Origin of the sequence: Cloacibacillus sp., from assembly GCA_036655895.1 — a bacterium.
GTDB lineage: Bacteria > Synergistota > Synergistia > Synergistales > Synergistaceae > JAVVPF01.
In genome coordinates this window covers 37,047-56,008 of the sequence record JAVVPF010000007.1, presented here as the reverse complement: position 1 = coordinate 56,008, position 18,962 = coordinate 37,047, and the positions used below count along the sequence as shown (strand labels likewise).

Annotated in this window: 15 protein-coding genes and 2 riboswitches; of the genes, 3 read left to right on the top strand and 12 right to left on the bottom strand. The window is 55.3% G+C overall.

Going from position 1 to position 18,962, the window contains the following annotated elements; translation table 11 throughout:
- Positions 1–43: 43 nt before the first annotated feature.
- The 11 genes from RRY12_03770 to RRY12_03720 all read right to left on the bottom strand — a co-directional run bounded on the left by RRY12_03770 (position 44) and on the right by RRY12_03720 (position 13,366).
- Positions 44–1,951, bottom strand: a complete 1,908-nt coding sequence (locus RRY12_03770) for a TonB-dependent receptor (GenBank protein ID MEG2183773.1) — start codon at positions 1,949–1,951, stop codon at positions 44–46.
- 93 nt (positions 1,952–2,044) lie between these two features.
- Complete coding sequence (locus tag RRY12_03765; protein MEG2183772.1) at positions 2,045–2,782, bottom strand: TonB family protein; 738 nt, start codon at positions 2,780–2,782, stop codon at positions 2,045–2,047.
- Positions 2,779–3,168, bottom strand: a complete 390-nt coding sequence (locus tag RRY12_03760; protein MEG2183771.1) for a biopolymer transporter ExbD — start codon at positions 3,166–3,168, stop codon at positions 2,779–2,781. The genes RRY12_03765 and RRY12_03760 overlap by 4 nt, the downstream gene beginning before the upstream one ends.
- Positions 3,146–3,772, bottom strand: coding sequence for a MotA/TolQ/ExbB proton channel family protein (locus RRY12_03755; GenBank protein MEG2183770.1), 627 nt, complete (start codon positions 3,770–3,772; stop codon positions 3,146–3,148). Before RRY12_03755 ends, RRY12_03760 begins: the two co-directional genes overlap by 23 nt.
- A 4-nt stretch (positions 3,773–3,776) precedes the next feature.
- Complete coding sequence (cbiR, locus tag RRY12_03750; protein MEG2183769.1) at positions 3,777–4,580, bottom strand: cobamide remodeling phosphodiesterase CbiR; 804 nt, start codon at positions 4,578–4,580, stop codon at positions 3,777–3,779.
- Positions 4,580–5,557, bottom strand: coding sequence for an iron ABC transporter permease (locus RRY12_03745; GenBank protein MEG2183768.1), 978 nt, complete (start codon positions 5,555–5,557; stop codon positions 4,580–4,582). Before RRY12_03745 ends, cbiR begins: the two co-directional genes overlap by 1 nt.
- A complete protein-coding gene (locus RRY12_03740) occupies positions 5,554–6,327 on the bottom strand; it encodes an ABC transporter ATP-binding protein (protein MEG2183767.1) in 774 nt (257 codons plus the stop codon). Before RRY12_03740 ends, RRY12_03745 begins: the two co-directional genes overlap by 4 nt.
- 29 nt (positions 6,328–6,356) lie before the next feature.
- Positions 6,357–7,274 carry an ABC transporter substrate-binding protein gene (locus RRY12_03735; protein ID MEG2183766.1) on the bottom strand — a complete coding sequence of 306 codons (918 nt, stop codon included), beginning with the start codon at positions 7,272–7,274 and terminating at the stop codon, positions 6,357–6,359.
- 192 nt (positions 7,275–7,466) lie between these two features.
- Positions 7,467–7,626: riboswitch (cobalamin riboswitch) on the bottom strand.
- Between the two features lie 241 nt (positions 7,627–7,867).
- The gene (gene meaB, locus RRY12_03730) at positions 7,868–9,001 is read right to left on the bottom strand and encodes a methylmalonyl Co-A mutase-associated GTPase MeaB (GenBank protein ID MEG2183765.1); all 1,134 of its coding nucleotides are present in this window, start codon (positions 8,999–9,001) and stop codon (positions 7,868–7,870) included.
- Positions 9,001–11,199: a methylmalonyl-CoA mutase gene (scpA, locus tag RRY12_03725; protein ID MEG2183764.1), complete on the bottom strand. Its 2,199-nt coding sequence runs from the start codon at positions 11,197–11,199 to the stop codon at positions 9,001–9,003. Before scpA ends, meaB begins: the two co-directional genes overlap by 1 nt.
- Positions 11,189–13,366, bottom strand: a complete 2,178-nt coding sequence (locus RRY12_03720; protein MEG2183763.1) for a methylmalonyl-CoA mutase family protein — start codon at positions 13,364–13,366, stop codon at positions 11,189–11,191. The genes scpA and RRY12_03720 overlap by 11 nt, the downstream gene beginning before the upstream one ends.
- A gap of 130 nt (positions 13,367–13,496) precedes the next feature.
- Positions 13,497–13,658: riboswitch (cobalamin riboswitch) on the bottom strand.
- A 176-nt stretch (positions 13,659–13,834) separates the two neighbouring features.
- Between RRY12_03720 and RRY12_03715 the strand changes: the two genes are divergently transcribed.
- Complete coding sequence (locus RRY12_03715; protein MEG2183762.1) at positions 13,835–14,371, top strand: L,D-transpeptidase; 537 nt, start codon at positions 13,835–13,837, stop codon at positions 14,369–14,371.
- 19 nt (positions 14,372–14,390) lie between these two features.
- Positions 14,391–14,621 carry a hypothetical protein gene (locus RRY12_03710; GenBank protein MEG2183761.1) on the top strand — a complete coding sequence of 77 codons (231 nt, stop codon included), beginning with the start codon at positions 14,391–14,393 and terminating at the stop codon, positions 14,619–14,621.
- Between the two features lie 360 nt (positions 14,622–14,981).
- On the opposite strand, the gene RRY12_03705 is transcribed toward RRY12_03710, so the two are convergent.
- Positions 14,982–15,545, bottom strand: coding sequence for an ATP-binding protein (locus RRY12_03705; protein MEG2183760.1), 564 nt, complete (start codon positions 15,543–15,545; stop codon positions 14,982–14,984).
- A 141-nt stretch (positions 15,546–15,686) separates the two neighbouring features.
- Here RRY12_03705 and glgP point away from each other — a divergent pair, with 141 nt between their 5' ends.
- A complete protein-coding gene (glgP, locus tag RRY12_03700) occupies positions 15,687–18,950 on the top strand; it encodes an alpha-glucan family phosphorylase (GenBank protein MEG2183759.1) in 3,264 nt (1,087 codons plus the stop codon).
- Positions 18,951–18,962: the final 12 nt, after the last annotated feature.

Sequence of the window (18,962 nt, the reverse complement as noted above, 5' to 3'; positions counted from 1 at the left end):
ATTTTTATTTTTGCCGGCAAGACTGCCAGCAAGTGATGCGGTCTTAGAATTCGTACGAGGCGGAGAGGACGATTCTTCTTTCCGGCGTGATGTACCCTGAATTATTCAGGAAGAACTCTTTGTCAAAAATGTTTGTGCAGGCAAGACGCAGCGTTGTGCGCTCCACTTTCCATGAGACGGCGGCGTTTACGATAAAGATATCCTCGTCGCTGTAATTAGTGTTGGAGATGCGCCTGTCTCCGTAATAATGCATCATAAGCTCCGCTTTCCACGGATCTTTGCTGAACCCAAGCACGCCCGATAGGTCAAGGCGCGGCTGGTCGGCTCGCTCCCACTCGCCGCCGCCAGATTTCTGTTCCGCGTGGATGTAGGACAGTCCCTGCGTGTAGGACCAGCTTTCGTGGAAGTTCCATTTATATTTTCCTTCGAAGCCCCATCCCCTATATTCGTCGACGTTGACATATTTGCCCATCCAAGTGAGGGGATCGGAAGAATAATTGATTTTATCCTTCATATCTATATAAAAGAGCCCAAAGTTCCAGGGATTTTTTGCGCCGTCGTCCTTGAGGCCTATGTCGTAGGTCCAACCCTTTTCCGGTTTCAGGTCGGGGTTCTTTTCAAGAGAAAAAGGAATGCTGCCAAACATCTGGTAGAAGCTAGGCATGGAGAAGTACCGTCCGGCTGTGACATAATAGAGCAGCCCGTTGCGGTTGGCCCAGTTGAGCGAAACACGGGGCAAAAATTCTTTGGCGTCCGCGCCGTTATCGATGTTCCAGTATTCGTAACGCAGGCCTATGTCAAAGGCAGCTTCGCCTATAGGGATGGAGGTCTCCATGTATGGCGCCCATCCTTCTCTTTTTGTGCTGTAAGCGTCCGCGTCGCCCCACGGGTTGTCGTGATTGGCGTAGTCGCCCTCTATGCGCTTCCAGTCAAGGCCAAAGACGAACGGCAATGTCCCTATTTCCGTTTTACGGTTGAAGGTGGCGCCCAGGGTCTTGTCCGTATAATAGGTGACGCCGGAGCTGTCATAGACGTCCTTGTCGTTTTGATTATGGTAGACGCGTCCCGTCGTTTTTCCATCCGCGTAGTTCAGGGCAAAACGGTGATATTTATTTTTCTGGCTGTCCTGTGATGTAGAGGGAGCACCCCATGTGCTGGTATAGTCCCATTTAGATTTATAATCCCCAACTGCTCCGACAAATGACCACGGGCCTTTGGCAAAGCGGAATGAGTAATCGTTTGCCTTGTAGTCTGTACCGTAATCGTAGAGCCCCGTCGCTGGGTCTGCAAGGCGCATCTTTACGTCGCCCTCCTGGGTGCGCGTGTATGAGATAGAAACTCTGAGGTCATTGCTAAGCACAAGGTCTCCGCGCACATTGCCGCGAAGCCAGTCTTTGTTTCCGCCCTCAACCAGAACGCGGCCAGATGATTTTTCAGCGCCGCCGCGCGTTATGACGTTGATGACGCCGCCCGCGGCGCTGGAGCCGTAGATGGCGGAGCTTGCGCCCTTTGCCACCTCTATGCGTTCTACGTCGGTAAGAGAGATGGAACGCAGGTCAAACGGGGAGCCAAGCTGCTCGCCCACACCAAAATTATTGTTCATAAATGGAATGCCGTCGACAAGCAACAGCACCTCTGTGTTGAGGCCGCGTATCGAAACTCCCTTGCTCTGCGCCATAGAGGCGGCGTTTACGAGGGTGTTCACTCCTGGGACGGAGGAAAGCGCCTCCTGGACGTCGCGCGCTCCGCTGCGTTCTATTTCTTCGCGCGTCACAACATAAGTCGGAGACGGAACGTCGGCGATGCTGTCGGCCAGACGCGATCCAGTCACCTCTACTCCGGCGACCTCGGCAATATCCCCGCTTTTTGTTTCGTTCGCGCTGAGCGGAGCTGAACAGAACAGGATAGTAAGAACTACGAATAAAGAAAATAACTTTAACTTTCCAGACATATCGAAAAACACATCCTTCAAAAATTTTTGCAAAAAAAAACCTGACAACAGCGGGTAAATTCCTATCAGCTAATTTGTTTCAGAGGAGCTGCGTTAATACGCGATTTTAAACGCAAACGGTATACGGACTCGGAGCCGTCCGTCGGAATGGAATTTCCATCCCTTTACGGCCTTCAGAGCGGCGCTGTCTAGACGCTCAAATCCGCTGGATCTTTCAAGCTCCGCCGATACGACCGCTCCGTTATCCAATGCGGCAAGCACGACGCTTGTTCCCTCCTCCTTTCTCTTGCGCGAAAAAAGAGGATAGTCCGGCAGCACTTTTTTTAGCACGGTAAGCCCACTTAGCTCAAAAACACCGCCGCCGTCGTCTCCAGCAGCACGCCCATCGCCTGCGGCAGACGCGCCGCCAAACTCCGAACCGACCCCGCCTGCGTTTTCAGAGGCGGGCGCGCCTTCGTCGCCAACCTGCTGCGCCGACGTTTCAGCAGCCATTGCTTTTGAAACAGGCAGTTCATCTTTCGTGCTGTTTTCCATCTTCTTTGACGCTCTATTTACATCGGTCTGCTGAATCTGCCGCTTTCGCTTTTCCTCCGGCACAGCGGACTTTGGAACCACCGAAGAAACTGGCTTGAGGCCTCCATGCTGCGCGGCTTTGGGTGAACGCGAGGCCGCGGCTCGATAGTCGGCTAGGCTGACAGTCATTATAGGCGTGGGCTCTGGGTGCGCCTTTAACTCGCAGCAGCCTATAAGAAGCAGTACCGCCGCGTTTAGCGCGATGCTGAAGACCACCGCCGCCGCCCATCTGTTGTGCGCTTCACAGGTATACGTCATTTTGCATCTTCTCCCGCAAGCATCAGCCCGGCTGATGGCACTCCGGACTTTCGCAGTAATGACAGCGCCTCTGTGACGCTGCCGTATGACACATCTTTATCGCCAGCTACGAGCAACTTGCGTCCGTTGAGCGCGGCCGCGAGCTTCGGCAGTTCGGCCTTTGTGGTTTCGCGCCCGTCCCATTGGAACCTGTCGCCTGGCGAGACTGTGAGAATGACGGCGCCGCGCGTATCTGTCGGCGCTCCCTCTCCCGCTGGAAGGTCTACCTTAAGATTGCCCTGCACGAAGGAGGCGGTGAGGACAAAAAATATTATCAGCATGAAGAGGACGTCGATGAGCGGCGTGATGTCGATATCCGCGCTTTTATTCCTTCCGCGTCTTGCCATCTGTGCAGCCCATCCGCAGTCTCGTTATAAAATCGGCGCCCCTTTTGAGCGTCTCCTCTTCGTTGTCTATTCGCGAGTTAAGCAGGCCGTAAACGAAAATGACGGGGATGGCGACGGTGAGCCCGGCAACCGTGGTATAGAGCGCCTTCCATATACCGCCTGTGACGGCGGAGGCGCTTATCTGGGCGCCCGCGTGGAGAGTGCCGAACATTTCGACCATGCCAAGCACCGTCCCCAGCAGCCCCAGCAAGGGCGCCGTTTTTCCGATGAGTTCAAGAATGTAGAGCTTCTTTTCCCATCTGAAGATTTCGCGGCGTATCTGCTGCGCCAGCAAGAGTTCCATTTCCTGCGGAGAGTCCTGCCATTCGCAGAGCGCTGCCGTAAAAAGTCTGTTCAAGGAGCCTGCCGAGGAGGCCGCGATGGCCTTCGCCTCTTCCATATCTCCGTTTTTTATCGCCTCGCCCAGTCGCTTTTCTAGTGTTTCCGGTTCCGCGCTTTGCTGGCGAAAGAAGAGAAATCTTTCGGCGGCAACGGCCGCGGCGACGACAGAGAGCGCCGCTATTATCCACATTATGATCCCGCCGTCGTTCATGTACTGCAGCATCTGGTCAATATCCTCCCTTTTCTTCCATTGATATAAATTTTCTTATGGCCTCGAGCGAAAGCTCGTAATTATTTTCAAAGACCTCAAGCGTCATCACGCGTTCACGGCCGTCCTGCGCAAGCATCGAGACGATCGCGCGAAACAGCGCGGGGTCGAAGCTGCTCATGCTGACGTGATCCGTGCCGTCTTCCGTTACGCCGTGGATATGAAGGCAGCGCGTGTGCGGCAGGTAACGGCGCATCTGTTCAAGCACCGGGTGTCCGTATCTGACAAGATGCCCTATGTCCAGGCACATTGAAAGGCCGCGCTCCTCTATCAGCGGACAGGCTATTTCTATGTTGTAGTCAAGCGTCTCGACGCATATCGCGGCTGGTTCGTCGATGTTGTCCGCGAGCCTTTTAAGTGAGCCGCCGCTTTTTTCAAGCCACGCCGGCATATCCGCGCTTGGAAAACGTCCGAAAAGCTCCCCATCCAGATGCAGTATCCACGCGAACGGCTCCAGCGGAGCGAAAAGCTCCATTATCCTGAGGCAAGAGTCCTCGCAGCGCACGCGCTCCGCGGCGTCGGTCGAAAGGCAGATGTCGTCCGGGAAATGAACGGTGCAGCTCATGTCAAGGTCGCGGCGCAGCGCGGCAAGTTCTCTTACCTCGGTCTGCGTTGGAATGTTTGAACCGTATTGATTGTCAAAGAGTACAAGCTGCATATCCTGCGCCTCTTTGGAGAGCACACGCATGTTTTCGGAAAAAGCGCCCGGCACGACCCATGAGGTGCCGCCCAGCCTCACGCCGGGAAAACGCAGCGGGTGCATCAGCCCCGCCCCTTTACTAGCAGCCACAGAAAGAACGACGAGCCTATCGCCGAGGTGATTATGCCTACCGGTATCTCCGTGGGCGCCCAGAAGGCCCTCGCGGCGGTGTCGCAGATGACGAGGAAGGCTCCTCCGAAGAAGGCGCAGCTTATCGTAAGCTGCCTGTGCGATCTGCCGGTCAACGCGCGTGCAATATGCGGGCACATCAGCCCGACGAAACCGATGGGGCCGCAGAGGGCGACGCTTACGCCTATTACAAGCGAAACAAAGAAGAAAACCAGCCGGCGAAGATTTTTCACAGATACGCCGCGGCTGGCCGCCATATCCTCTCCGCAGACGAGAAGGTCAAGCTGCGGTCCTACAAGCCACCCAACAGCGCCGATAATGACAAGCCCAGGCAGCGAGGCGAGAGCGGAGGCGAAGCCGACCGTCTGAAGGCCGCCCATCGTCCATCTCATCATCTTGAAGCTGTCTGCAAATCCGCCAGTATATTGGATCATCATGTTGAAACTGCCAAAGAGAAAGTTTAGAGCAACGCCGGCAAGCAGCAGCGAGCCCATTGAAAGGCCGCCTCTTTTAAAACTGCCCGCAGCATACAGCAGGGCAATGGCAAGAAAAGCTCCGGTAAAAGCGGCGAATGAGAGTCCAGAGATGAGGCCGAACAAGGCAAACGATATACCGAGCCTGATGTAGGCGACCGCGCCGAGAGCCGCGCCCATGGAGACGCCGAGCATGTCGGGCGACGCGAGCGGATTTCTGAACAGCGCCTGAAAGATAAGCCCGCAGATGGCGAGCGTGGCGCCCGTTAGCCAGCCTAGCGCGGCGCGCGGGATGCGCAGCTCAAACAATATCTGCGAAGCCGCGGGGTCCGCTCCTCCAAAGAGGGCGTCGGGAGATATAAAGTACGCGCCGATAAACGGCGACGCGCAGAGAACGAGCGCGGAAAGAAGATAGAGAACCAAGAGGCGGCGCTTCATGACACGAGCCCCATCGGCACGACATAGGGGCGCATCTGCCCCGCGTTTTGGAAAGCTACGAAATCCGTGCCGAATATATCGTTCATCATACCGCAAGAAAGAAAATCCTCCGCCGCGCCGTTCCAGACCAGCCCTCCGCCTTTCAGCGCGATTATGCGGTCCGCGCCGTGAAGCGCCATATTGATATCATGAGTGACCATGACTATCGTCTTTCCTTCGCTCGATGCCGCCTCTATCAACTCCAGCATCTCGGCCTGGCTGCTGTAGTCCAAGAAGCTCGCGGGTTCGTCGAGGAAAAGTATCTCAGTCTCCTGCGCAAGAGCCGCCGCAAGCAGAGCGCGCTGACGCTCCCCCCCTGAAAGGGTCGAAAGGACCCTATCCGCATATTTGTCGGCCCCGGCGCGTTTTAACATCTTCTCAACGATGACGCGGTCTTCATCTGATTCTCCGCTCAGTACAGGACGCCAAGGATAACGGGAAAGCATGGCAAACTGGCGCACAGTGTAGGGCATATCCGCGGCTCCGTTTTGATGGAGCCACGCGATGCTGCGGGCTATGCGGCACGCGCTCATGGAGGCGGTAGGCTCTCCCAGGACTGCGACGCTTCCTCCCGCAAGGGGCGCAAGGCCTCCCAAACACTTAAGAAGAGTGCTTTTTCCGGCCCCGTTCGGGCCGACGACCGCGGCAAACTCACCCTTCAGGATGTCGAACGAAATATCGGAAAGAATATTTTTTCCGGCAAAGGAACAGGAAAGGTTCCTAACCTCCATTATTGGCGTTACTTCTGACGCAGCGGAAATCACCATTTTACCTCGGGGTGCAGCGCCTTCGCGAAGGATTTTATAATAAAGGGCAGGCGCGGTCCTGGGCGCAGAAATACGGTGCCGTCCATGATATAGATACGCCCGTCGCGCACCGCTTTGACCTTGACCCCCGAAAGCCATTGGCCCTTTAAATATTTTTCATTGAATACTTTATTTATATCTATCTTGTCTGCCGAATGATAATATTTCGCTTCACCGACGAGGTCCACTATCACATTAGGGTCTATGAGCGCAAGCCCCTCCTGAGATATTTTGTGGTAGGTGACGACGCTCTTTGTCTTCCCCATAACGTTCTCGCCTCCGGCAAGCGATATGACCTCATTATAAAAATTCCTTGTGCCGGCGGCGTAAAACGCTGGTATGACATTGCCGGAGAGTTCGCGCGAGACGCAGAGCAGCACGCTGGGGCGCGGACGACCGTTCACCTTTTTGCTTATCGCCGCTATATCCTTCTTCATGCCGGCAACTATCAGCTCCGCCTTTTTAGAGGCTCCGCAGATTTTCCCAAGCCCGTCCACCGCTTTGTAAATATCAGAGATGTTTTCCTGCTTCACTACGAAATATGGTATCTTTAATTTTTCAAGATCCGGGATAGACTGCGAGTGCATATCTTGCAGCACGACGAGATCCACCCTCTGAGCTACCAGCGCCTCGAAGTTTATATCGGAATATCCGCCAATTTTGGGCTTCTTCAGCGCCTCAGGCGGATAGTCGCAAAAGCTCGTCACGCCCGCGATATTTTGCCCCTGCCCAAGTGCAAAAAGTATCTCAGTCCCCACAGGAGTGACAGAGATGATTCGTTTGGGCCCCGCCTCTGATAGAGAGGGGGCTGACGCGGTGGCTATAAATAAAAGAATGATGATAAAAGCGCCTCTAAGTCTGCAATGAAACAACGGCAAAACACCTTTCGCTGATAAATTTTCCAATTTATAAAGCGTATAGTTCCACTCGGTAAATCGGGCGAAACCATCTTGGTCATTGCGCGGGCATAAAAAACGCCGCCTGCGGGCGGCTTGGGAAGTTTATGCGTCAGACTGGCGTACGCCTCAGACGCAAAGCGACAATCTCCACCCGCGCGGAAAGTGTCCAAATCCTCTATCGCGGATAGGTCTACTGGCTTCCGTTCATCCTACTTGCGCGCCTTCCCAAATTTCTTCAGTGGCACGTGCGCTTTCGTCCCGGTTACAGTGGCGGGGCCGTTCAGGCGTTTCACCTGATTCCCAAATCCACGATGCTAATTAAACTCTTGTAATATATTATACGAAGATACGCCGTATAGTCAACGGGGATGGCAAGGCACGCCGAACAAGTAAGGGCCTCCGGCTGCTCACACCAGAGACCCGTTAGGAGAGTGAAACTGCTTCTATCTAAAAACGAGGAGGAGGAACTCCCCATAGACAGCTTTTGTAAAATCCGCCGCACGGCTAGGCTGTGCGGGCCGCGCCGTGCAACGGAAGTTGTGTGTGTTTTTTGTTGCAGTGTTTCGCTAACGACGGAAGAGTAATCTTTCCATGTCGTCAATTACCGCCTTTGCGGCCATCGTAGGGGTCACTTCGCCGCAAATCACGCTCCTTTCGATTTCCTCCCTGCATTTCGTAAGCGCTTCGTTCTGCGCGATGCGATTTTGCAGATGTTCCGCCGTCATTGCGCGGACCCATTCGATCGTCTGTTCTCTTCGTCTCTTTATGAAGATCCCTGACTCTGAAACATTGTCACGGAAATCTTTTATAACGTTCCATATCTCATCGATACCGTCGCCGGTTATTGAGGAACAGGCGTAGGCCTTTGTCTTCCAACCCTCGGTCGCTGGACGCAGATAGTGCAGTATCTGGTTGTAATCGGCGCGCGCCATGAGAGCTTTCATTTTATTGTCCCCGTCTGCCTTGTTGACGAGGATGCTGTCCGCAAGCTCTATGATGCCTTTTTTTAACCCCTGCAGCTCGTCGCCGGCTCCTGTTATGACGACTACAAGAAAATAGTCGACCATAGAACGTACCGTCGTCTCGCTCTGTCCCACGCCTACCGTCTCTACCAGTACGACGTCGTAGCCCGCGGCTTCGCAAAGAAGCATCGTTTCACGGCTTTTTCGCGTAACTCCTCCAAGCGACCCGCCAGAAGGCGAAGGCCGGATAAAGGCGTTTTTCTCGCGCGCCAGATTCTCCATCCTCGTCTTGTCACCCAGGATGCTGCCGCGCGTCACAGAGCTCGACGGATCGACCGCAAGCACCGCGATTTTGAGCCCCTCTTGGCAAAGGTGCTGGCCGAGCGCTTCGATAAAGGTGCTCTTGCCGGCGCCGGGCACTCCCGTGATGCCTACGCGCATGGCGCCTCCGGTGAGCGGCATGATGCGCTGGATTATCTCCTGCCCCAGCTCAAAATGCTTTGGCGCGTTGCTTTCTATTATCGTTATGGCGCGCGAAAGCATCACCCTGTCGCCCGCGGCTATCCCACGCGCATAATCTTCGGCGGTAAGCCTGCTTTGCGCGTAACGAGCCGGCCTGTTCTGGGCCGCGGCTGCGCCACCGTCCGCCGGCATTGGCACTCCGGGCATTACGGAGCAGGCAAATTCACTGCCCGCTCCCTCCGGCTGCCATTCGGGGCGGAAATTTTCGCCGCTCATTATGACCGGCCCTCGGCCTCCGCCAGCCGCCGGTTCAGAACCACAAGCATCTCCTTCGCCGCGGCCGGTATAACTGTTCCTGGGCCGAATATGCACGAAGCGCCGTGTTCGCGCAGGAACTGATAGTCCTGCGCCGGGATGACGCCGCCCGCGATGACCATGATGTCGCCGCGCCCGCGCTTTTCAAGCTCCTCTACGAGCTGCGGCAGCAATGTTTTGTGCCCCGCGGCAAGCGAGCTCATGCCTACTATATGGACGTCGTTGTCTACCGCGTCCTGCGCAGTCTCTTCGGGCGTCTGAAAGAGCGGGCCTATGTCCACGTCAAAACCCATGTCCGCGTAGGCGGTAGCTACCACCTTCGCGCCGCGGTCATGCCCGTCCTGACCCATCTTGGCTATCATTATGCGCGGCCTGCGTCCTTCACGTTTCTCAAAGTCGTCCGTCATTTGGCGGACCTCTTCGATGATGTCCTCATCCGCAAATTCACTGCTGTATATTCCGGATATTGAGCGTATCACTGCCTTATGCCTCCCGGAGACTTTTTCGACCGCAGCCGATATTTCGCCGAGGCTGGCCCTTGCGCGCGCCGCCTCTACAGCCAGCTCGAGCAGGTTGCCTTCGCCGGTGGCTACGGAATTTGTTATTTTTTCAAGCCAGCCGTCGACATCCTCTTGGTTTCTGTTGGCGCGGAGTTTTGCAAGACGAGCAAGCTGAGCTTCGCGGACGGCTGAGTTGTCGACTTCAAGAATGTCTATCGGGTCTTCCTGTTCAAGCTGGAAGTCGTTGACGCCGACTATTTTTTCGCTGCCGGAGTCGATGCGAGCCTGTCTGCGGGCCGCTGCCTCTTCGATGCGCATCTTCGGCAGTCCCGTTTCTATGGCCTTCGACATTCCGCCCAGTCCTTCCACCTCCTGGATGTGCCCCCAGGCGCGGCGGATGAGCTCATCGGTCAGCGCCTCCACGTAATAGGAGCCGCCCCACGGATCGATAACCTTGCAGACATTTGTCTCGTCCTGTATATAAAGCTGCGTGTTTCTTGCGATACGTGCGGAGAAGTCGGTCGGAAGCGCTATCGCCTCGTCAAGCGCGTTGGTGTGCAGCGACTGCGTATGTCCGAGCGCCGCCGCCATCGCCTCTATGCAGGTGCGCGAGATGTTGTTGAAGGGATCCTGCGCCGTGAGGCTCCAGCCAGAGGTCTGAGAATGCGTGCGCAGAGCCATTGACTTTGCCTTTTTGGGGCCGAATTGATTTACTATCTTTGCCCAGATCATGCGGCCCGCGCGCATCTTCGCCACTTCCATAAAGTAGTTCTTGCCTATGGCCCAGAAGAACGAAAGACGCGGCGCGAAATCGTCAACGCCAAGGCCCGCGGCCTTTCCGGTGCGTATGTACTCAAGACCGTCGGCAAGCGTGTAGCCAAGCTCTATGTCCGCGGTCGCGCCAGCCTCCTGCATGTGATATCCTGAGATGCTTATGCTGTTGAACTTAGGCATGTTGCGCGAGGTATAGGCGAAGATGTCGCCGATTATCCTCATGGAGGGCGCTGGCGGATAGATGTAGGTGTTGCGCACCATGAATTCTTTCAGTATGTCGTTCTGGATGGTGCCGGAGAGCACAGCCTTGTCTACTCCCTGTTCCTGCGCCGCAACGATGTAGAAGGCAAGCACTGGAAGCACCGCTCCGTTCATCGTCATAGAAACGGACATCTGCCCCAGCGGAATGCCGGAGAAGAGTATCTCCATGTCGAGAATGGAGTCCACGGCGACGCCGGCCTTCCCGACATCTCCAACGACGCGCGGATGGTCAGAGTCATATCCTCTGTGGGTCGCAAGGTCGAAGGCTATTGAAAGCCCTTTCTGCCCCGCCGCTAGGTTGCGGCGGTAAAAGGCGTTGCTTTCCTCGGCTGTGGAGAAGCCCGCGTACTGGCGCACCGTCCACGGACGCGTGACGTACATGGTTGGGTACGGCCCGCGCAGGAATGGCGGAACTCCGGCCGTGTATTTTAAATGATTCATGCCTGCATAGTCGGCGGCCGTATATAGTGGAGCCACTTCTATCTGTTCCATTGTGCGGTGTAGCAGCTCTTTGAGCGGCCTTCCCGTCTCTTTTTCGACGCGGTTCTTCCATTCTTCGCGGGAGAGCGGCGCGCGCGGCGCCATGTTCAGCGGGATTTGGGTAAAATCTGGGTTATTGAGCATTTTTAAACCCTGCCTTTGATTCCTGGATGGATTTTAGTATCTGGAGGCAGTTTGCCTTGACGTGTATAAAGTCGTCAACGCCCGCCTCGACGTATGAATCTTTGAACTCAGCCGCAGGCGCTCCGGCGAGCAGCACCTTCATTTGCGGCGCTGCCGCTTTGATGCAGCGCGCGGTTGGAGGCACCAGCTCGGGGTAGGTATCGTCGGTAGAACAGATGACCGCGGCATCCGCGCCTGAGGCAACAGCGGCGGCCGCCGCCTCTTCGGGGGAGGCAAATCCAGTGTTTTTGATCACTTCGAAATTCGCCACCTCCATGAAGCCGGTGGTGAAGTCCGCGCGTCCCTTGTGCTGCGGAATGGGCCCCATGTTCGCCAGGAAGATACGGATATTTTTGCCAGTTCTTGCCGCATAATCTTCCGTAGCCAGGCGAAGAGCCTCTATCTCCTCCGTCTGACGGTGCGGCGCGACAGGACGTACAGCCTCCGGTCTTCCGTCGAACCCGTCGTCCAATATTTTTCTTATCTCGCCAGCAGAGGCTCCCGCCATATAGGCCTCGACTACAGCTGGAACAACGTCATCGCCGCCCTCCGCCAATTTGGCGGCAAGCTGGCGCGTGACGTCGGCAAGATGTTCGTCGTCACGCAATTTCTTGAAGTTTGCAACGGCGGCGGCTCGCAGCGCGCGAGCGGAAGCGGGGTCCGCACCATCCGTCTCAAGAGGCTTTTCCGTGGCGTTCGGATACATATTCGTTCCCACTGCCCGGTCTTTTCTAAGCGCCAGATTTTTTAACCGACTCTTGAATACCTTGTCTATATCTTCCTGAACGAGGCCCTTTTCAAGAGAGGCGTAAAGGCCGCCGTCAGCCTCTATCTTCTGCACAAGCGCCCAAATTGTCTGGGCGCACTGCGCTGTAAGGCGCTCTACGTACCATGAGCCTCCTGCCGGGTCTACCGGCTGGAGCATCTCAAACTCCGTCTGAAGCATTATCTGTATGTTGCGCGCTATTCTTTTAGAATTTTCACCGGCGGGACGCACCGCCTCGTCGAAGCAGCCCACCGCCATATCGGCGACGCCGCCCACAGCGCCAGAAAAAGCCTCGGTCGTGGTTCTTAAAACATTTACGTAAGGGTCATACTTGGACATTGTAAAGCTGGAGGTTTCGGCGATAATATCTATTTTTGCACATTCGGAGGAGCCGCAGCCGAACGCTTCGGCCACCTGCGCCCAGACGACGCGGATGGCGCGCAGTTTCGCAATTTCCATAAAGAAATCTTTGCCGAGGGAGAGGCTGAATTTCATCTGTTTCATGGCGGCTTCCGGCTCGATCCCGCGGCTGCGCAGCGCCCGGATGTAGGCGATAGCGGAGCAAACGGCGTATGCTGCCTCCTGAGTGGCGGACGCTCCGCCGTTGTGCCAAACGCTTCCGCGAATGAGGATAGTCTTCAAAGAGGGAGCCTCTTTTTCGGCCCATTTTACGCAGTGAGCCATCTCATCGTAAAGTTCTTCAAGCGGAATGGCAAGAGCGCCACACTCAGCAAGAGCGCCAAGCGGGTCGGCCCCTATGCAGCCCTTTACCTGTTGAAAAGACAACTGCCGCCCCGACGCCCTGAACTGCGCCGCGACAAGCGGCAGCAGCGTCATGGCGGAGGATCCCGCATAAAGATGAACGGGCCTCTTGGTGAGGTCAAGCCCTTTGAGCAGTTCGTCCATATCCTCAAGCGTGGAAATAGAAACGCCGCCTTCGCTCCTGTCGGAATGGTCGGGGTCGGAGCCCGCCAAGCTTTTCTCATCAAGCTTGAAATGCAAGATGGTCGCGCCCTTTGCAAGCTCGTGCGCGACGGCGGCGTTTGCCGCGGCAGGACTTGATTCCGAAACGCTCTGAGCTATGCCCCACGGCGCGCCGACATATCCAGAACTTTTTGTGCCGCGCAGATACGGAGCGTCGCCGGGCAGGCTTTCATTCTGCAGAAGATCGGCACTGCCGTCCAGCGTGTAGATTGGATCAAGCGTGATGCCCTCGTAGGTCGAGGTATACATCCGTTTGTCGAACGGAGCGCCCTTAAGCGCGGCTTCGGCCTCTTTGCGCCACTCTTCATGCGAAGGCTCGGCAAATTCATCAAATGAGACCGGTTGGAACGCGTCGGTTCGTGCCTCTGTTTCGTTCATTATTCGGCTTCCTTTCTGAAAATATTGCGCGGGCATAAAAAAATGCCGCCTGCGGGCGGCCTTGTGAGTTTATGCGTCGAAGAGGAAGGAGTGTGACGCAAAGCGGCAATCTCCGCCCGCGCAGAAACTGTCTCAACTCTCTGTTGCGGACAGGTCTCCTGGCTTCCGTTCGTCCTACTGGCGCGCCTTCCCGAATCTCTTCAGTGGCATATGCGCTTTCGTCCCGGTTACAGTGGCGGGGCCGTTCAGGTTTTTCACCTGATTCCCAAAAATCCGCAGTACTTATTTGATTTGTGCATATAATATACGCAAATACGCCATTTAGTCAATGGGATACGAAATTTGCTTTTAGAAGTAACTTATCGACAAACCGCAAAATGCGAGATGTGCCTTTCGGTCATTTGTGTTTTTCAACCTTAGGATAATGTTGTATAATATGAACCAGTTTTAAAAAAATGGAGTGTTCTTATGAAAAAGATTTTTCTTTCAGCGGTTCTTTTGATTTTCCTTTTCGCGGCGGCCGCCTCAGCCGCTCAATGGAACCCAAAGCAGGATGAATACTGGATCCGGATAAACAAGCAGCAGCTCAGACTTTCTTTGGTAAAGGGCGAAAGCGTTGTAAAGAGCTGGCCGGTATCTATCGGCAAGGGCAGAGGCAAGGAGAAGACTTCGCGCATGGACCTCATAACTCCCACTGGCACCTTCACCATTTACAGGGTGATACCGGACGCGGAAAAACTTGTATTCGATCCGGCGTGGTTTGACGAACCGGGCGAGGCGAAGGCGGGCGTCTACGGCACGAAGCTCATATCCTTTTATAACAAATGGGAGATAGCCATTCACGGGACAAACGCCCCGTGGTCCGTGGGCAGGTGGGCCACTCACGGCTGCGTGCGCCTGCGCAACGCCGACATCGAGGACCTTGTGAAGTATGTAAAGCCCAAGATGAAGGTAGTGATAGTGGAAAAGAACGAGAAGCTCCCATTCTCCAGGGAGACAATATAAAACAAAAGGGGGGACTGTCATGAGCCGAGCCTTTGTTAAGGAAGACGACGGCGAACGCGGCAACGCCGTTTCGGACATAGAAGCCCGCGAATCAAAGGTCGAGTGGCTGAAGATCCAGCAAAAGAAGCTGGATACGCTGCTTAACGACCCGAAATCCCAGAAAATCCCCGAGGATAAGCTTAAACGGTGGATAGAGACGACCGCCGCCGATATAGAAAAGACAAAAAAAGAATTGGGATATACAGACTGAAATAAAAATAACGATAAAAATAACGAAAAGAGGTTTGCCGAAAATTTCGCGCAAACCTCTTTTTATAAGTATAAACCCCCGCGGAGCCGTGCATGGGAGGCCTTGACCCGATCCTAATAAAGGATAAGGGAGGTTTCCGCTTAACTTGGTCGATACAAAAAGTATCTCCTCCGCCTTCGGAGAACATCCCAAACGGGATTAGTTGTTGGCTCAAGACTCAACCCATGACGCACGCACCCAGCAGGGAAATTCAAGTCTATTCGTCTTTAAGACGCATTATAGTAGGCGATTCAAAAAATTCAAGTCCTGCCATGAGATATTCCGCAGAAATGATAATCTTTGGGGCCCCGATTCGGATGTTTACGCAGTTTGCCCCTGACGCAGCGCGCAAAGTTCGCTTTTTATCGTCTCCATTATCCAGAGGCCGACGTCGGGCGAGGCGAGCATATCGCGGTCGCCGTCCAGCGCCTCCACTATCTCGTCCGTGTCCATCACATACTCCATGCCGTTTATGGAATGTCTGTAGACCCAGTGGACCGCGGGCGCGCCCATTATCAAAGTCATAACGGAGGCGGCGACGTCTCCAAGGGGAGGCCTGTCTACGCTTGAGAGCATGAAGGTCGCCGTGGTTTTTGTGCCTACTCCGACTTCGGACTCGATTTGAAGGCCGCCGCCGCACAGTTCGCAGGACTGACGCAAAAAGGGCAGCCCCATACCTACGCGGCGCGTCGTGCGCGTCGTGGTGAACGGATCCGTCACCTTCGCCACAAACTCGGGCGTCATGCCTTTGCCGTTGTCCTTCACGGAAAAGAGCAGCAGATCTTCTTTTTCGTCCTCTTTTATCGTGACCTCTATCTCAGTTGCGCCGGCCCTCGTGCTGTTTTCGGAAATATCGAGCACGTGAGCCGAAAGATCTTCGAGCATCCCAATTCCTCCCTGTGGGAAAAGCCTGATTTTACAACATCTTAACTAACTCTTTAAAATTTATAGATTTTTAATAGTATAATAATAACATGCAAAATGGTTATGGCAATTAAAATTTTCTGGGAAATAAGGGGAACGCACTTGATAAATATTGTTATACACGGGCATTTTTATCAGCCTACACGGGAGGACCCATGGAGCGGCGACGTGCCGCGGGACGCGACTGCGGCTCCCGCGCACGACTGGAACGAAAGAATTTACGCCGAGTGCTATCAGCCTAACAGCTGCGCAAAAATATTGGGCGGCGACGGGCGGATAAAATCCATAATAAACAACTACTCCCAGATGAGTTTTGATTTCGGGCCTACGCTGCATCGGTGGATAGAGGGCCGCGACGCGGCGCTCTATCATCTTATCACCTCTTCTGGACGGATGGCCATTGCGCAGGCCTACAACCATATCATAATGCCGCTTGCTTCGGACAGCGACCGGCTTACGCAGACGATATGGGGCATAGAGGATTTTCGGTACAGGTTCGGGCGCGCTCCGGAGGGGATGTGGCTCCCGGAGACTGCGGCAAACACACAGACGCTAGAGACGCTCGCCTGCTGCGGGATAAAATTTACCATTCTTGCGCCGCGTCAGTGCCGCGCGGTCATCGACGAAAACGGCACACACCCAACGCCGGGCGGTGCTGGTCTCGACGTCACGAGGCCCTACCTCTGCACTCTGCCCTCAGGGCGCTCCATCACGATAATTTTTTATCACGACGGAATTGCCCGCGACATCGCCTTCGGAGGGCTGCTCAACAACGGCGACCTTTTTGCGCAAACGGTGATGCGGGCCGCGGCGGAGGGCGACGACCGGCTGCTGCTTACTGCGACGGACGGCGAAAGCTACGGCCACCACCATAAATTCGGAGAGATGGCGCTTGCGCGCTTTTTTGAACAGACAGCATCCGCACCAAACGTTTCGCTGCCTTCGATAGCGGAGTTCATAGAAAAACATCCGGCGCGGGCGCGGTGCGTCATTGAGGAAAACACCTCATGGTCCTGCGTACACGGCGTTGAAAGATGGCGCTCGGACTGCGGATGCAGCACCGGCGGAGAGGCCGGCTGGAACCAGAAATGGCGCGGGCCGCTGCGTTTTGCTTTTGACCAGCTTGCCGCGCGCGTCGACGAGATTTACGAAGAGGCCGTGCGGGAATACGGCGACCCCTGGGCTTTGCGCAACGAGGCGATAGAGCTTTACAGATGCGGCCTCCATCTTTCAAAAGAAGAACGAACGGCGCAAAAAAGAGCTTTCGTAGCCGGCAGGCTGGACGGAATATCAGAAGCCGCGGCCGACAGGACGGCGGAGATGCTTGAAATGCAGCGTATGCGCATGTTCATGTACACCTCGTGCGGCTGGTTTTTCAACGACATAGCGGGAGTGGAGACGAAACAGGCCATTGCCTGCGCGGTGCGCGCGGCGCAGCTTGCCTCGCACGCCGCCGGCAAAGATATTATATCCGGCCTTATCGAAGATTTAAAAGAGGCGCGCGGCAATACGGCGGAATATCCAAACGCCGTGGTCGTGGCGGAGCTTGCGGTGATGCCGCGGCTCAAAGAAGAAGAAAAAGAAGAAGTTGCCTACGAAACAAAATCGGAGAACAATGGATTGGAGAGTGTAACGGGCATGAATTTTGGAACAAACCTTGCGGCGTCGCTGCTTTCAACTCTTGAGTGCGACCCAGCCTTTAGAAACATCGCCTATTTTTCAATGGAGATAGCGCTCATGCCTGAGATACCGACCTATTCAGGCGGCCTGGGCGTGCTTGCCGGAGATATTTTAAAAAGCGGCGCGGATCTTGGAGTGCCTATGGTAGGAATTACGCTGCTCTACAAAAAGGGCTACTTCGCCCAGAAGATAAACAAAGAGGGGCGTCAGACGGAATACCCCGTCGAGTGGAACCCGCGCGAATTTATGACGCAGCTGCCAAACCGGATCACGATCACAATGAACAACCGTCCCGTAAGCGTAGGCGTGTGGTGCTATACGTTGGTGGGCCAGTCGGGGCACTCGCTTCCGATATTCTTCCTCGACACGGACCTGCCGGAGAACTGCCCTGAGGACAGACAGCTTACTGCGGAGCTTTACGGCGGAGACAACAAATACCGCCTATGTCAGGAGCTGATACTTGGCATAGGCGGCCTGCGGCTGCTGCGCGACATGGGCTTCCGCAACGTCACCACCTTCCACCTGAACGAGGGTCACGCGGGCTTCATCACGCTGGAGCTGCTGCGCGAGCAGGGCTACGGGGACCTCGAAAAGGTAAAGAATCAGGTCATCTTCACGACGCACACGCCAGTGGCTGCGGGACACGACTTTTTCTCGTACGACCTGATAAACGAGGTGTTGGACGGGAACTTCGCGCAGATACTGCGCCAGAACATCGGCGGCAGCGGCCTTTCCATGACGGACCTCGCGCTCAAGCTCTCGCGCTACGTAAACGGCGTCTCTCACAAACACGCGATGGTGAGCCGCGCTATGTTCAGCGACCAGTCTATAGACTGGGTGACAAACGGCGTGCATACGACGACGTGGACCTCTCCGAGCTTCGCGCGCCTCTACGACAAACACATCCCCGGCTGGCGCAACGACCCTTCGCGCCTCATGCAGGCGCTGCACATACCAAACGACGAAATATGGAAGGCGCATCAGGCGGCGAAGATGAAGCTGCTTGCTCTGGTGCTTGAAGAGACCGGGCAGGAGCTAGACGCCGACGTGCTGACAATAGGATTCGCGCGACGCGCGGCCACCTACAAGCGTGCGGACCTCGTCTTCTCAGACATAAAACGCCTCGTGGAAGTGGGCGGCGGCAAAGTGCAGTTCGTCTTTTCCGGCAAGGCGCACCCGCACGACGAACCCGGCAAGGATATACTCCAGAAGATAAACAGAATATCGGCGGAGCTTGGGACTACGATACCGGTAGTCTTCATCGAAAATTACAACATGGGCCCCGCCAAGGTGATAACCGCGGGCGTGGACCTCTGGCTCAACACGCCGATGCGTCCGCGCGAAGCCTCAGGCACGAGCGGCATGAAGTGCGTCCACAACGGCGTCATGAACTTCTCCGTGCTGGACGGCTGGTGGATAGAGGGCTGCATCGAGGGCAGAACGGGCTGGGCCATCGGGCCGGAGCCTACCGAAAACGAAATGGTGGAGTATAATGAGGCGGAGGACGCGGTCGACCTCTATAATAAGCTTGAGGAGAAGATAATCCCCACTTATTACACGAACCGCGCAAAGTGGATAAGCATGATGAAATTCGCAATAGCGGTGAACGCAAGCTACTTCAATACTCACAGGGTGGTGCACGAATATTGTGAAAAGGCTTATGGTACCGTTTTCCGCGGACACTAACGCGGGGGCCGG